This is a genomic window from Cohnella sp. 56 (assembly GCF_037963805.1).
In the GTDB taxonomy this organism is placed as follows: domain Bacteria; phylum Bacillota; class Bacilli; order Paenibacillales; family Paenibacillaceae; genus Cohnella.
This window is the reverse complement of sequence record NZ_JAZDQE010000011.1, coordinates 196902-210179: the sequence shown is the minus strand read 5'-3', so window position 1 is coordinate 210179 and position 13278 is coordinate 196902. Positions and strand designations below refer to the sequence as shown.

At 61.3% G+C, this 13278-nt stretch carries 17 protein-coding genes; all 17 read left to right on the top strand.

Annotation, left to right across the window (positions count from 1 at the left end; translation table 11 throughout):
- Positions 1–15 precede the first annotated feature (15 nt).
- Positions 16–477, top strand: a complete 462-nt coding sequence (locus tag VQ071_RS19400; RefSeq protein ID WP_340515810.1) for a chemotaxis protein CheW — start codon at positions 16–18, stop codon at positions 475–477.
- Positions 478–481: 4 nt separating this feature from the next.
- The gene (locus VQ071_RS19395) at positions 482–1099 is read left to right on the top strand and encodes a chemotaxis protein CheC (RefSeq protein WP_340515809.1); all 618 of its coding nucleotides are present in this window, start codon (positions 482–484) and stop codon (positions 1097–1099) included.
- Positions 1099–1593 (top strand): chemotaxis protein CheD, encoded by a 495-nt coding sequence (locus VQ071_RS19390; protein WP_340515807.1) that lies wholly within the window; start codon positions 1099–1101, stop codon positions 1591–1593. Before VQ071_RS19395 ends, VQ071_RS19390 begins: the two co-directional genes overlap by 1 nt.
- A gap of 88 nt (positions 1594–1681) precedes the next feature.
- Positions 1682–2017 (top strand): hypothetical protein, encoded by a 336-nt coding sequence (locus VQ071_RS19385; RefSeq protein WP_340515806.1) that lies wholly within the window; start codon positions 1682–1684, stop codon positions 2015–2017.
- 7 nt (positions 2018–2024) lie between these two features.
- Positions 2025–2810, top strand: a complete 786-nt coding sequence (locus VQ071_RS19380) for a FliA/WhiG family RNA polymerase sigma factor (protein ID WP_340515804.1) — start codon at positions 2025–2027, stop codon at positions 2808–2810.
- 19 nt (positions 2811–2829) lie between these two features.
- The gene (locus VQ071_RS19375) at positions 2830–4245 is read left to right on the top strand and encodes a DUF342 domain-containing protein (RefSeq protein ID WP_340515803.1); all 1416 of its coding nucleotides are present in this window, start codon (positions 2830–2832) and stop codon (positions 4243–4245) included.
- Between the two features lie 19 nt (positions 4246–4264).
- A complete protein-coding gene (locus VQ071_RS19370; protein WP_340515802.1) occupies positions 4265–4588 on the top strand; it encodes a hypothetical protein in 324 nt (107 codons plus the stop codon).
- A 27-nt stretch (positions 4589–4615) separates the two neighbouring features.
- Positions 4616–5260 (top strand): hypothetical protein, encoded by a 645-nt coding sequence (locus tag VQ071_RS19365; protein ID WP_340515801.1) that lies wholly within the window; start codon positions 4616–4618, stop codon positions 5258–5260.
- Positions 5253–5825, top strand: a complete 573-nt coding sequence (locus VQ071_RS19360; protein WP_340515800.1) for a hypothetical protein — start codon at positions 5253–5255, stop codon at positions 5823–5825. Before VQ071_RS19365 ends, VQ071_RS19360 begins: the two co-directional genes overlap by 8 nt.
- Before the next feature lie 263 nt (positions 5826–6088).
- The gene (gene rpsB, locus VQ071_RS19355; protein ID WP_090117358.1) at positions 6089–6787 is read left to right on the top strand and encodes a 30S ribosomal protein S2; all 699 of its coding nucleotides are present in this window, start codon (positions 6089–6091) and stop codon (positions 6785–6787) included.
- Positions 6788–6924: 137 nt separating this feature from the next.
- The gene (tsf, locus tag VQ071_RS19350) at positions 6925–7575 is read left to right on the top strand and encodes a translation elongation factor Ts (RefSeq protein ID WP_340515798.1); all 651 of its coding nucleotides are present in this window, start codon (positions 6925–6927) and stop codon (positions 7573–7575) included.
- 156 nt (positions 7576–7731) lie between these two features.
- Positions 7732–8460: a UMP kinase gene (gene pyrH / locus VQ071_RS19345; RefSeq protein ID WP_340515797.1), complete on the top strand. Its 729-nt coding sequence runs from the start codon at positions 7732–7734 to the stop codon at positions 8458–8460.
- Entirely contained in the window at positions 8461–9015 is a 555-nt protein-coding gene (gene frr / locus VQ071_RS19340) for a ribosome recycling factor (RefSeq protein WP_340515796.1), read from the top strand.
- Between the two features lie 102 nt (positions 9016–9117).
- Positions 9118–9921, top strand: coding sequence for an isoprenyl transferase (locus VQ071_RS19335; protein WP_340515795.1), 804 nt, complete (start codon positions 9118–9120; stop codon positions 9919–9921).
- Between the two features lie 3 nt (positions 9922–9924).
- On the top strand, positions 9925–10716 hold the full coding sequence (locus tag VQ071_RS19330) for a phosphatidate cytidylyltransferase (protein WP_340515794.1): 792 nt from the start codon (positions 9925–9927) through the stop codon (positions 10714–10716).
- Between the two features lie 46 nt (positions 10717–10762).
- On the top strand, positions 10763–11911 hold the full coding sequence (locus VQ071_RS19325; protein ID WP_340515793.1) for a 1-deoxy-D-xylulose-5-phosphate reductoisomerase: 1149 nt from the start codon (positions 10763–10765) through the stop codon (positions 11909–11911).
- A gap of 96 nt (positions 11912–12007) precedes the next feature.
- Positions 12008–13270 (top strand): RIP metalloprotease RseP, encoded by a 1263-nt coding sequence (gene rseP, locus VQ071_RS19320; RefSeq protein WP_340515792.1) that lies wholly within the window; start codon positions 12008–12010, stop codon positions 13268–13270.
- The last annotated feature ends 8 nt before the right edge of the window (positions 13271–13278 follow it).

Below are 13278 nucleotides of genomic sequence, written 5' to 3'. Positions count from 1 at the left end.
GAGGAGGAAGCTGGCATGGCTGAGGATTTCAAAGTTATCGTATTTACGCTCGCGCACGAGGAATACGGCATCGAGGTGGACAAAGTACGGACGATCGAGCGGATGACGCCTGTCACCCGCGTGCCGAAGACGCCCGCGTTCGTCAAGGGCGTCATCAATCTGCGCGGCGTCGTCGTGCCGGTCATCGATCTGCGCAGCAGGTTCAGTCTGCCGGAGACGGAGCCGACGGAAAATACGAGAATCGTCATCGTCGCGACGGGTGAGCTGGAGGTTGGCTTCATCGTCGATTCAGCCAATGACGTCATCGATCTGAATGACGATATGATCGAGAATCCGCCCGAGGTCGTCGGCGGCATCAAGGCCAAGTATTTGAGAGGCGTAGCCAAGTTCGGAGAGAGCCGTCTGCTCATTCTTCTTAACCTCTCGGAAGTGCTGAACCGCTCCGAGATCATTCAGCTCGAGCAGTTCGAGGCTTAACGGTATGGAGTTGTTCAGCCACAATGCCGAGTTCAAGATGGATGTGCTGCGCGAGGTAGGCAATATCGGAGCGGGTCATGCGGCGACGGCGCTCTCGCGGCTGCTCGACAAGCCGGTCGATATGGCCGTGCCGAAGGTCAGCTTTATCCCGTTCGAGGAGATCGCCGACCGCGTCGGCGGAGCGGAAGAGATCGTCGTGGCGATTTTCCTCCGGGTGGAGGGCGAGGCGCCGGGCAACATGTTTTTCCTCATGAGCCAGAACCAGGCGCGGGCCTTGCTCCAAGATCTGCTCTCCTTTGAATTGTCGGACGGATCGGCGTACACGGAGATGGAGCTGTCCGCGCTGAGCGAGATCGGCAACATCCTGGCCGGCTCCTATCTGTCGTCGCTCGCCGACCTGACAGGACTGCCGCTGTCGCCGACCGTACCCGCGATTGCCGTCGACATGGCCGGCGCGATACTGTCTTACGGATTGCTTCAATTCGGTACGATGGGCGACGAAGCGCTGCTCATCGACACGACATTTTTGGAGGACGACCGCAGGGCGGAAGGGCATTTCTTCTTCATCCCCGATCCGGAATCGTTCGAGCGGCTGTTCCGCGCGCTGGGAGTGCCTATTTAATGAACGAAGTCATTATGGTGAAGATCGGCATGGCCGATCTCAATATCGCCTCCGGCGGGGAGACGCTCAAGACGATGGGACTCGGCTCTTGCGTCGGCCTGACGCTCCACGATGCGCAGATCGGCTTGGCCGGGATGGCGCATATTATGCTGCCGAGCTCGGAGATCGCGAGGGAGGGCCAGCTGAATATCGCCAAATACGCCGATACGGCCGTGCCCGAGCTGCTCGCCCGGCTCAAGGCGGGGGGCGCCAATATGAAGCGGCTGGTCGCCAAGCTGGCGGGCGGCGCGCAGATGTTCGCCTTCGCGAGCGGCAGCGACAGCATGCGCATCGGCCCCCGCAACGTCGAATCGACCAAGCTCGCGCTCGCGGCCCACGATATCCCGATTATCGCCGAGGATACGGGCGGCAACTACGGACGGACGATCGAATTCAGCAGCTTGAGCGGAATATTGACGATCCGCAGCGTGCAGAACGGGGTAAAGGAGATATAAAATGAACGTGTCGTGGCGGTGGACTATCGGATTTGCCGGATTCGGAGCCATTTTGATTTTTTTGATCTCCTTGTCGAGCAATCCTCTCATGACTTCGCTGACACGATGCCTGTATGCGTTTATCGCGTTCGGATTGCTCGGGGTGTTCGTCCGCGTCGTACTCCGGCAGCTGCTGCATCCGGCCCGGACGTCCGGCGGGGACAAGGAGCGTACCGAGGAAGAACGCGGCATCATGCTGGATATGACGACCCCGGACGACGAATCGCTCTCCGAGCTCATGCGGGAGCAGTGGACAGGCAAGGAAGACCAGCCATCCGGCGGCTTCGAACCGCTCAAACCTCCAAGGCTCGTCTCGATCGACGATCCCGATCCGCACCAGGTCGCGCAGGCCTTGAGGCGCTTGAACGACGAAGAAGGAAGGTGATGCAGCGATGGCAGAGCCCAAAAGTTCCAAGCTGTCCCATTACGACCTATGGTGCCGCTGGAAAGAAGAAGGCGACATCGATGCCAAAAAAGGCCTGATCGAAAAGTACATCCCGCTCGTCGACTATGTATCCAGCCGCATGGCTGTCGGATTGCCCAAAAACGTGTCCAAAGACGACCTGGTCAGCAACGGCTCCATGGGCCTCATCGACGCAATCGAAAAATTCGACCATCTGCGCGGCCTGCAGTTCGAAACATACGCTTCCTGGCGGATCCGCGGGTCGATCATCGACGGATTGCGTCAGGGAGATTGGGTGCCGCGTTCGGTTCGTGACAAAGCGAAAAAAATGGAGGATGCATATGCCGTTCTGGAGCAGCGCAACCTGCGCTCCGTCTCGGACGAGGAAATATGCAGCTATTTAAATATAACGGACAAGGAATTCCAGCAAATGCTGCAGGAGGTCGCGGTAGCGACCGTCGGGTCGCTGGAGGAGCCGATCCGCGAGGAGGATGCGGAGACCCGCATGTCGCTTCTCGTGGACGACAAGGCGCAAAGCCCCGAATCCAAGGTGCACGAGACTTATCTGAAAGAGTCGTTGTCCGCCGGCATCGATCGGCTGACGGCCAAAGAACGAACGGTCGTATCGTTATTTTATTACGAGGATCTGTCGCTGAGCGAGATCGCCGAGGTGATGTCGCTGTCTCCGTCCCGCATCTCTCAACTGCACTCCAAGGCGATTTTAAGATTGCGGGGCGCCTTGAGCAAGCACAAGGACCAGCTTCTCCAGAAATAAACAGGAGGGAGGTCTCATCATGCCTGGCGAAGAGCCGTTTGCGATGAGCCAGATCTTTCAAGTTCATATTTCGGATGACCGCATGTCCGCCAGTCTGGCGATCAAGCCGACCGAAGAGGCGGAGGAGAGCGTGGACGTCAAGAGGCTGTCGGACCTGCTTGCCGCCAGCGGCGTTCGTGTCGGAATCCGGCAGGAGCTGCTGAGTGCGATCGCGCAAAACCCGAAGGCATACTTTTACACCGATAATATCGTCGCCGCCGGCACGCAGCCGACGCCTGCGGTGAACGGATACGTAAAAGTGCTGTTCGAGGACCAGGACCAATCGCGCAGGCCGGTCGAACGGGAAGACGGCAGCGTGGATTACAGGGAAATGCAGCAGCTCGCCAACGTCAAGGCGGGCCAGCTGATCGCGACGCGCGTGCCGCCGCTGCCCGGCAAACCCGGCATGACCGTGACGGGCGAACCGGTCGTGCCGAAGGATGGCAGGGAAGCGAGCTTCAAGATCGGCAAAAACGTCGTCGTCAACCCGGAGCAGACCGCTTTGTATGCGGCGATGGACGGGCTGGTCACCAAGACGGAGAAGGACAAGCTGAACGTATTTCCCGTCTACGAAGTGAACGGCGACGTCGACTATCACACGGGCAATATCGACTTCGTCGGCACTGTCGTCATCCGCGGGAACGTGCTGACGGGCTTCAGGGTGCGCGCCTCGGGAGATATTCGCGTCACCGGCGGCGTCGAGGGCGCCGAGGTGGAGTCCGACGGCTCGATCGAGATCGCAGGCGGGATCATCGGTTCGGGCAAGGGCCATGTCAAAGCCGGCGTCAACGTCAAATGCTCGTTCATGCAGGAGAGCAATGTGACGGCCGGGCAGGATGTCATCGTCCTCCAGAGCATCATGCATTCCAACATCAGAGCCGGCAGAAGCATCCGCTGCGAGGGGGCCAAGGGCCTCGTCGTCGGAGGCGTGCTGCAGGCTGCGGATCTGGTCGTCGCCCGCACGATCGGCAATGCGATGTCCACCGTCACGTCGATCGAGGTGGGCCTCAAGCCCGAGCTGCGCCAAGAACTGGCGGATCTGCGCCTGCAGGTCAGGCAGCTGGCCGACAGCCTGGAGAAAACCGAAAAAGCGCTCGTGCTGCTCGATCAAATGGCCGCTGCCGGTCAGCTGTCCCCGGATCGCCTGGCGATGCGGATCAAGCTGAACGCTACGCGGAGGCAAGTGACCGAAGAACTGAAAGACGTGAAGGCGCATATTCTCGATATCGAGCGAGAGCTCGAGGACACGGATCTGGCGGCGGTCAAAATTTTACATACGGTGTACGGCGGCACAAAAATCGTCATCGGACGTTATACGCGATTCGTCAAGGACAGCGCCCAGCGGGTGACGTTCAAATACGAGGAAGGCGAGATCGTCATGACATCTCTCGTCTAACCGATAGGAGGCCGGGACTGTGAGCTACAAGCCGATCGACGTACAAACCTCGATTCCCCGTTCGATCGAACTGACCCCTCTTCAGGCGGCTCAGCAGGCGCGCCAGGCAACCGATCAGGCCGCCCTGGGCGCACAGGCGATGAAGCAGACGGAGCGGGATGCCACGCGGAACGCGAAGTCGGAGGGGACCGGGCACAAGTCGATCTCCGAGCAGGACGATCCCAAGGAAAGCCGGCAGAAGCGGCAGGGCGGATCGAAGAAGCGGTCCGGCGGCGAGGACACGAACAAAGACGCGGAGACCGCTCACCCTTTCAAAGGGCATCATATCGACCTGTCGCTATAGAAACGGGAAAGTGAGTGACGATTAACTATGGACCCGTGGGTCACCCTGGTCATCGCTGGCGCGGCGATTGCCGGCTACGGCTGGCTGAAGCCGGAGCCGAAGGAACAAAAACAAAGCTTCGTCAACGAAGAAGCGTACGATAAGCTGCTCGAGGATCTGGAGACGGAAAACCGGGAGCTCGTCGATGCGGTGGCGGTGTTCAAGCGGGAGCAGGACGAGACGGTCGGGCGCCTCGGCCGCCGCATCCGCGAGCTGGAGCGTCAGATGGACGAGGGCGGGCGCAGGCCCGCCCTCCATGCCGTCGCAGGCGCAGCGGAGGCTCAGCCTGGCCGTCCCGCTCCGGGCGCAGCGGCCGCATCTGCGCCGCCGCGGCCTGCCGCATCGCCGGACGACGTTCGCGCACCGGCGCATAGAGCCGATGCCGCCAGCACGCCGCCAGCGTCGCCGCACGCGCCTCCGCCTGCGCCGCTGGCTGCAGAGCAGGACGCCGGGCAGCCCGAGGGCGAAGGCGCGGAGGCGCCGCTCTCGATCAGAGAGCGCTACCGGCCGCTCGTCGATCTGTACGAGCGCGGCCGCTCCGTCGAGCAGGTCGCCAAGGCCATGAACATGAACAAAGGCGAAGTGCAGCTCATCCTGCAGCTCGCCAAGCGGGAGGCGAACCGGCATGAATAAGCGCCGTTCTCTGCTCGTCGGCTTGGGCGTCGGCCTGATGGCCGGGGCCGCCCTGCTGCAGCTGATGACCTATGGGGAGAAGCTCAGCGAAGGGAACAGTCTGCCGCAGGAGCTCACGGTCGAGCAGCTGCAGAAGCAGGCCAATGCGAAGGATTACGGCTTGTACAAATTGTCTGAGCCGGTGTATACGCAGACGCAGCTCGACGAGGCCGTCGCAAAGGCCAAGCAGGAGGCCGCCGGGGCAGGCGCGACGGGCGGCAAGCCTGCACAAGGCGAAGCGGACGCGGCCGGTACGGCTCCGGCCCCATCCGCTTCGCCGCCGCCTGCCGGCAGCGGGGCGAGCGAGCCGACGCAGCGGACGCGGCTCGGACTGTACGTGGCGCCGGGCGATACGCTCGACAAGGTCGCGACCGGCCTGAAGGGGCTCGGCGTCATCTCGGACAAGGCGGCCTTCATCCGCGCGGCGAAGCCGTCCGCCGGCAGAGTGCAGGTGGGACTCAGCGTATTCGACGGACAGACCGCGTACGACGAGATTATCGCCGAGCTGGTGCGGGACAAGGGCTGAGGACTGAGGGCTGAGCCCGCGGCTTGAGCTTGCCGGCGTTTGCCGGCGCGTGGAGGCGCAGCGCGGTGCGGGGTTCCGGCGCGGGATGTGCGCGCAAAGCGTTGCATCGCGTCGCTCCATATGTTATATTGTAAAACGGTGTGAAAAAACGCACGCCGTTCAATCTCGTCAGCGGTGCTTCGCATGTCGCGAAGTTCTGGCGGGAAGCGCGAACCGGCGGAGGAGATTCACGATCCAAAACCAACACGGAGGTGCAAGTTAAAATGGCAGTTATCTCGATGAAGCAGCTTCTCGAAGCTGGCGTACACTTCGGTCACCAGACACGTCGCTGGAACCCGAAGATGGACAAGTACATCTTTACCGAACGGAACGGCATCTACATCATTGACCTGCAGAAGACGGTCAAGAAAGTCGACGAAGCGTACAACTTCGTTCGCCAGCTCGGCGAGCAAGGCGGCACGATGCTGTTCGTCGGCACGAAAAAGCAAGCGCAGGATTCCGTCAAGGAAGAGGCGGAGCGCAGCGGCCAGTTCTACATCAACCAACGTTGGCTCGGCGGCACGCTGACCAACTTCTCTACGATCCAGAAGCGTACGGACCGTCTGCACCAGCTCGACAAGTGGGAGCAGGACGGCACGTTCGAAGTGCTGCCGAAGAAGGAAGTCATCATCCTTCGCAAGGAAAAGGAACGTCTCGAGAAGTTCCTCGGCGGCATCAAGCATATGCGCAGACTGCCTGACGCGCTGTTCATCATCGACCCGCGCAAAGAGCGCATCGCAGTCGCCGAAGCCCGCAAGCTCGGCATCCCGATCGTCGGCATCGTCGACACGAACTGCGACCCGGACGAGATCGACTACGTCATTCCGGGCAACGACGACGCGATCCGCGCCGTCAAGCTGCTGACGAGCAAGATGGCCGACGCCATCGTCGAATCCCGCCAAGGCGAAGAAACGACCGCTTAATCAGCCGATTATCAGCATTGCGAGGTCAAGGGTGGTCAGAAGAGAACCTTCTCACCGCCCTTTTTTTGAAAACATAAACCAATCGAAGCCGTCCGCGCATCCATGCGTCCGGCGGCACCATACCAGGAGGGAATCCCATGGCAGTTAATGCAGCAGACGTAAAGGCGCTTCGCGAAAGAACGGGAGCGGGCATGTTGGATTGTAAGAAAGCGCTCGAGGAAGCCGGCGGCGACATCGCCAAGGCAGCCGACCTGCTCCGCGAGAAAGGTCTTGCGGCAGCCGCCAAGAAGGGCGACCGCGTCGCGACCGAAGGCCGCGTAGAATCTTACATTCACGGCGCAGGCCGCATCGGCGTGCTCGTCGAAGTCAACTGCGAGACCGACTTCGTCGCCATGACGGATCAATTCAAGGAACTGGTGCGCGACATCGCGATGCACATCGCTGCCGCCAATCCGCTCGTCGTGCGCCGCGAGGAAGTTCAACAAGCCGACCTGGACAAGGAAGCCGAGATTCTGCGCAACCAGGCGCTGAACGAAGGCAAGCCGGAGAAAATCGTCGAGAAAATCGTCGAAGGCCGCCTGAACAAGTACTACGAAGAAAACGTACTGCTCGAGCAATCGTTCGTCAAGGATCCGGACAAGACGATCCAGACGCTGCTGAACGAAAAGATCTCCACGATCGGCGAGCAAATCTCCATCCGCCGCTTCGTTCGCTTCGAGCTGGGCGAAGGCCTCGAGAAGAAGCAGGACAACTTCGTAGAAGAAGTTATGGCGCAAGTCAAAGCATAATCGACCGTCCGAGGGAACACGCCGTGTTCCCTTTTTTAAGGGGAAGCAACACATAGACGTCGGCCTATCGCAGCCGGCAAGACCCGCTCTGCGGGTGCAGCGACCGGGAAGCTTCGGCATCCTGCATCGAAATCGATCATGGTGGAGGTACTTAAGTTGAATCGTCCCGTATACAAACGCGTGGTATTGAAGGTCAGCGGCGAGTCGCTGTCGGGGTCGACCGGTTACGGTATCGACGCTACGACGATCGTCTCGATCGCCGATCAGATCAAAGAAGTCGTGCAGCTCGGCGTAGAGGTAGCTATCGTGTGCGGAGGCGGCAACATCTGGCGCGGCATCTCGGGCAGCCAGAAGGGCATCGACCGGGCGACCGCGGATTATATGGGCATGCTCGCAACCGTGATGAATTCGCTGGCGCTGCAGGACGCGCTCGAGCAGATCGACGTTCCAACGCGCGTGCAATCCTCCATCGCCATGCAGCAGATCGCCGAGCCTTACATTCGCAGGCGCGCGATCCGGCACCTGGAGAAGGGCCGCGTCGTCATTTTCGCGTCCGGTACGGGCAATCCGTTTTTCTCCACCGATACGACCGCTGCGCTGCGGGCCGCCGAGATCGAGGCCGAGGTTATCCTCATGGCCAAGAACAAGGTGGACGGCGTATACAGCGCCGATCCGTTCAAGGATCCGACCGCGGAGAAGTACGAGCAGCTTACTTATATGGATGTGCTCAACAAAAACCTGGGCGTCATGGATTCGACGGCGTCCTCGCTGTGCATGGACAACAACATACCGCTTCTCGTCTTTGCCATCACCGAGCCGGGCAACATCAAGCGGGCGATACTCGGCGAGAAGATCGGAACTATCGTCAAGGGGAGCGTGAGCTAAGTGCCTCAAACGATTAAGAAAAACGCTGAAGAACGTATGGAAAAAGCGCTGGGCGCACTGCGTCGGGACCTGTCGACGCTGCGCGCCGGACGGGCGTCCTCCGCGATGCTCGACCGCGTTCAAGCCGAGTATTACGGCGCGCTGACGCCGGTCAACCAACTCGGTACGATCAATACGCCGGATTCCCGCACGCTGATCATCCAGCCTTGGGACAAGTCCGCGCTGGCCGCCATCGAAAAAGCGATCCTGAAGTCCGACGTCGGCCTCACGCCGGCCAATGACGGCACGATCATCCGGCTGAACATCCCGCCGCTCACCGAAGAGCGCCGCGCGGAGCTCGTCAAGTCGACCAAGAAGTTCGGCGAGGAAGCGAAGGTCGCGATCCGCAACATTCGCCGCGACGCGAACGACGACATCAAGAAAAAAGAAAAAGGCGAGATCTCCGAAGACGAGTCCCGCCGTCACCAGGAAGATATCCAGAAGTCGACCGACCGCTTCATCGCAGAGGTCGACAAGATTCTGGCCGCCAAAGAAAAAGAAATTATGGAAGTCTAAGATGTCGCGGGCATTCGCCGAAGCGATATCCAGCGCGCTAAGACCGGCCCCTCCGCAAGGTGGGGTTCGTTTTTATGGTCGCCAAACTCAGGGGGAACAGCCATGGGCAATCGATTCTTAGGCGGTCTGTTCGGCAGCAGGCAGGACGGGGAACAAGCGCGTGATGCAGGCAAAAACGCGCCTTCGCCGGAGGACGTGCTGAAGGAAGGCCGGATTCCCCGGCACGTAGCCATCATTATGGACGGCAACGGACGCTGGGCCAAATCCCGCGGTTTGCCGCGGGCGGCCGGCCACCATGCCGGGATGAAGGCGGTCAAGCGGATTACGCAGGCGGCCGACCGGCTCGGCGTGGAGTTTTTGACGATGTACGCGTTCTCTACGGAAAACTGGAAGCGGCCAAAAGCAGAAGTTGAATTTCTGATGAAGCTGCCCCAGGAATTTCTGTCGATCGAGCTTGAGGAGCTGATCGAGAACAACGTGCAGGTCAAAATGATGGGCGTACCCGACCTGCTCCCGGACTTCACGCTCGAGGCGATCGGGGAAGCGGTGCGGCGCACGGAGCACAACACGGGTCTCGTGCTCAACTTCGCGATGAACTACGGCAGCCGTCTGGAGATCGTCGAGGCGGCTCGCACGCTCGCGCGGCGCGCGGCTGCGGGCGAGCTTGATCCGGACGACATTACCGAGGAGATATTCCAGCAATCGCTGTTCAGCGGCGCTCTGCCCGATCCCGACCTGCTTATTCGCACGAGCGGGGAGCTGCGCCTTAGCAACTTCATGCTCTGGCAGTTGGCTTACAGCGAGTTTTGTTTTTCGGACGTTTACTGGCCGGAGTTTTCGGAGACGCACTTCCACGAAGCGATACGCGAATACCAGCGGCGAGCCCGCCGGTACGGAGGGATCTAGGCGATGGGACAACGGATCGTGACGGGCGTCGTAGCCGGCGCCGCTTTTTTGACGCTGCTGTGGCTGGGCGGTTGGTATTATTATGGGATACTCGCATTGCTGGCTCTTATCGGCTATCACGAATTCGTCAGGCTGAACAAGCTGCCGGCCGGGCGCGCGGACGTCCTCTGCGGGTTCGCGGCCACGCTCGTGCTGGCGCTGCCGAAGCTGCCGTTCGACTGGACGACGCCGGATATGTCGGCCGTCGCCTGGCTGCTCATGTTCGTGCTGCTCACGGCGACCGTGTTCAGCAAAAACCGGATTACACTCGATCAATCCGCGCTGTTGTTTTTGGGCGCCTTCTATATCGGGCTCGGCTTCCGCTATATGGCGGCAACCCGGGATTTGCCGCACGGCATGTTCTGGCCGCTGCTCGTCTTTTTTTGCATTTGGGCATCGGATGCGGGCGCCTACTTCGTCGGCAAGGCGATCGGCCGGACCAAGCTGTGGCCGGCGATCAGCCCGAACAAGACGGTCGAGGGCGCGCTCGGCGGACTCGTCATCGCGCTGCTCGTCTCGCTCATATTCGCGGTCGCGTGGCCGGATTGGATCGGCTACGGCACGGCGATCGGCGTCGCGCTGGCGGCTGCAGTCGCGGGCCAGCTCGGCGACTTGATTCAATCCGCCTACAAGCGGCTGCGCGGCGTGAAGGATTCCGGCAGCCTGCTGCCGGGCCACGGCGGCGTGCTGGACCGCACGGACAGCTGGCTGATCGTCTTTCCGCTCGTCCATCTGCTCGGACTGCTGACGGTGTGATGCCGCTGGTCCGGTCATCGAGGACATACATAACGGAGGTACCCGCATGAAAAAGAAAGTGGCGGTGCTCGGCAGCACCGGCTCGATCGGCACGCAGACGCTCGACGTCATCGCCAGAGATCCTGACGCGTACGAGATCGTCAGCCTCGCTGCGGGCACGCGAAGCGAGATGCTGGTGGAGCAGGCGCACCGGTTCCGGCCGAAGCTCGTGTCGATCGGCTCCAGAGCGCTGGCCGACCGGATCAGGCACGAACTGCCGGCAGGCACGAAGCTGGCATGGGGGGAGGAAGGCCTGATCGAGGCTGCGGCCGGCGCGGGCGCCGACTATGTCGTTTGCGCGCTGATGGGCAGCCTCGGTCTCAAGTCGACGCTCGCGGCGATTGACGCAGGCGCTTCGATCGGGCTGGCGAACAAGGAGACGCTCATCACGGCCGGCCATATTGTGACGCGGCGCGCGGCCGAGCGCGGCGTGCCGCTGCTGCCGATCGACAGCGAGCACTCGGCTATCTTCCAATGTCTGAACGGCGAAGATCGCCGCACGATCAAGCGGCTCATCGTGACGGCGTCCGGGGGCAGCTTCAGGGACCGCACCCGCGACGAGCTGCGGCAGGTGACGGTCGCAGACGCGCTCAAGCATCCGAACTGGTCGATGGGCGCCAAGATCACGATCGATTCGGCCACGATGGCGAACAAAGGGCTCGAGGTGATGGAGGCGCACTGGCTGTTCGGGTTGCCGTACGACCGCATCGACGTCATGCTCCATCCCGAGAGCATCGTGCATTCGATGGTCGAATTCGTCGACACGAGCGTGATGGCGCAGCTGGGCAATCCGGATATGCGCGTGCCGATTCAATACGCGCTCACGTATCCCGAGCGCCGCGCTTCGCCGGCTGCTCCGCTCGATCTGCTCAAGGCGGGCACCCTGCACTTCAAGGAGATGGACTTCGCGCGCTACCCTTGCCTTAAGATGGCGTACGAAGCAGGCAGGGCCGGCGGCACCGCGCCGACCGTGTTCAGCGCGGCGAACGAAGTCGCCGTCGCCCGTTTTCTCGGCGGCGAGATTCCGTTTCTGGCGATCGAGGACATCATCGCCTCCGCGCTGTCCGCCCACGAGACGATCGGCGACCCGGATCTGGGCGCGATCGCGCTCGCGGACGCAGAAGCGCGCGCGGCGGCGGCCGCCTGGCGCGAATAGCAACCTGTCTTTTGCAAGGCTCGTATTCTCTTGTATCGCCTCGGCGAATAATGTTAATCTAAGGACAGCCGTTAGGGCGGACGGAGGGTTACTTGCATGGAGATGGTACAGGTTGTATTTCTAACGGTTCTCGTTTTTTTCGTGCTCGTCTCGATACACGAGTTCGGACACTTTTATTTTGCCAAGCGGGCGGGCGTGCTCGTACGCGAATTCGCGATCGGCTTCGGACCGAAGCTGTTCTCGATCAAGCGCGGGGAGAGCCGGTTCACGCTGCGGATGCTGCCGATCGGCGGCTTCGTCCGGATGGCGGGCGAGGACCCCGAGGTCGTCGAGGTGCAGGTCGGTCATACGATCGGCATCCGGGTCAAGGACGACAAGATCACGCGCATTTACCTCGACCGGCTCGAGGAGCGCACCAACATTTTGCGCGGCGAGGTCAAGGCCGTCGATCTGGAGAAGCATCTTTACTTGACGCTTGACGTGGACGGCGACGTGCAGCGCTACGACGTGCACCCGCAGGCGCTCATTATGTCCAAGGGCAGAGATACGCAGATCGCGCCGCTCGACCGGCAGTTCGGCTCCGCCTCGGCGGGCAAGAAGGCGATGACGATTTTCGCGGGCCCGCTCATGAATTTTATTTTGGCGTTCGTGCTGTTCGCCGTATTTTTCCAGTCTTACGGCGTAGCGGTGGATCCCAATACGAAGATTTTCATCAACGAAGTGACGGCGGACGGCGCCGCCAAGGCTGCCGGACTGCAGAAGGGCGATCTCGTCGTCTCCGTGGGCGGCACGGCGGTCGGGGGCGACAGCCAGAAGCTGTCCCAGTTGATCACGGGCAGTGCCGGCAAGCCGATGGACTGGGTCGTCAATAGGGACGGGCAGGATGTGCAGCTCAAGGTCACGCCCAATGCGGATACCGGCAAGGTCGGCATCGTCATGGCGCCCGAGATGCGCAGGCCCGGCTTCGGGGAGACATTCTCGCTGGCGGGACATGAGATGGTGGAGAGCACAAAGAAAATTTTCGCCGGCTTCCGCAAAATTATATTCGGCGAAGTGAAGCTCGAGGAGCTGAACGGTCCGGTCGGCACCGCGCAGGTGACGGTGGAGATCGCCAAGCAGGGCGTGACGCAGCTCACCTGGTGGGGCGCGATTCTCAGCCTCTACCTCGGCATCTTCAACCTGCTGCCGATTCCGGCGCTCGACGGCAGCCGCCTGCTGTTCATCGGCATCGAGGCGGTGCGGGGGCGGCCGGTCGATCCGAACCGCGAGAGTCTCGTGCATTTCATCGGCTTCGCCGCGCTTATGCTGCTCATGGTCGTCGTCACGTACAACGATATTTTAAGGTTGGTCAAGGGCTAAATTTCAGA

What these genes read in the sequence shown, in the direction of transcription:
- VQ071_RS19400 (WP_340515810.1), top strand. Translation starts at nt 16, where the DNA reads ATGGCTGAGGATTTCAAAGTTATCGTATTTACGCTCGCGCACGAGGAA.
- VQ071_RS19395 (WP_340515809.1), top strand. Translation starts at nt 482, where the DNA reads ATGGAGTTGTTCAGCCACAATGCCGAGTTCAAGATGGATGTGCTGCGC.
- VQ071_RS19390 (WP_340515807.1), top strand. Translation starts at nt 1,099, where the DNA reads ATGAACGAAGTCATTATGGTGAAGATCGGCATGGCCGATCTCAATATC.
- VQ071_RS19385 (WP_340515806.1), top strand. Translation starts at nt 1,682, where the DNA reads ATGACTTCGCTGACACGATGCCTGTATGCGTTTATCGCGTTCGGATTG.
- VQ071_RS19380 (WP_340515804.1), top strand. Translation starts at nt 2,025, where the DNA reads ATGGCAGAGCCCAAAAGTTCCAAGCTGTCCCATTACGACCTATGGTGC.
- VQ071_RS19375 (WP_340515803.1), top strand. Translation starts at nt 2,830, where the DNA reads ATGCCTGGCGAAGAGCCGTTTGCGATGAGCCAGATCTTTCAAGTTCAT.
- VQ071_RS19365 (WP_340515801.1), top strand. Translation starts at nt 4,616, where the DNA reads ATGGACCCGTGGGTCACCCTGGTCATCGCTGGCGCGGCGATTGCCGGC.
- VQ071_RS19360 (WP_340515800.1), top strand. Translation starts at nt 5,253, where the DNA reads ATGAATAAGCGCCGTTCTCTGCTCGTCGGCTTGGGCGTCGGCCTGATG.
- rpsB (WP_090117358.1), top strand. Translation starts at nt 6,089, where the DNA reads ATGGCAGTTATCTCGATGAAGCAGCTTCTCGAAGCTGGCGTACACTTC.
- tsf (WP_340515798.1), top strand. Translation starts at nt 6,925, where the DNA reads ATGGCAGTTAATGCAGCAGACGTAAAGGCGCTTCGCGAAAGAACGGGA.
- VQ071_RS19335 (WP_340515795.1), top strand. Translation starts at nt 9,118, where the DNA reads ATGGGCAATCGATTCTTAGGCGGTCTGTTCGGCAGCAGGCAGGACGGG.
- VQ071_RS19330 (WP_340515794.1), top strand. Translation starts at nt 9,925, where the DNA reads ATGGGACAACGGATCGTGACGGGCGTCGTAGCCGGCGCCGCTTTTTTG.
- VQ071_RS19325 (WP_340515793.1), top strand. Translation starts at nt 10,763, where the DNA reads ATGAAAAAGAAAGTGGCGGTGCTCGGCAGCACCGGCTCGATCGGCACG.
- rseP (WP_340515792.1), top strand. Translation starts at nt 12,008, where the DNA reads ATGGAGATGGTACAGGTTGTATTTCTAACGGTTCTCGTTTTTTTCGTG.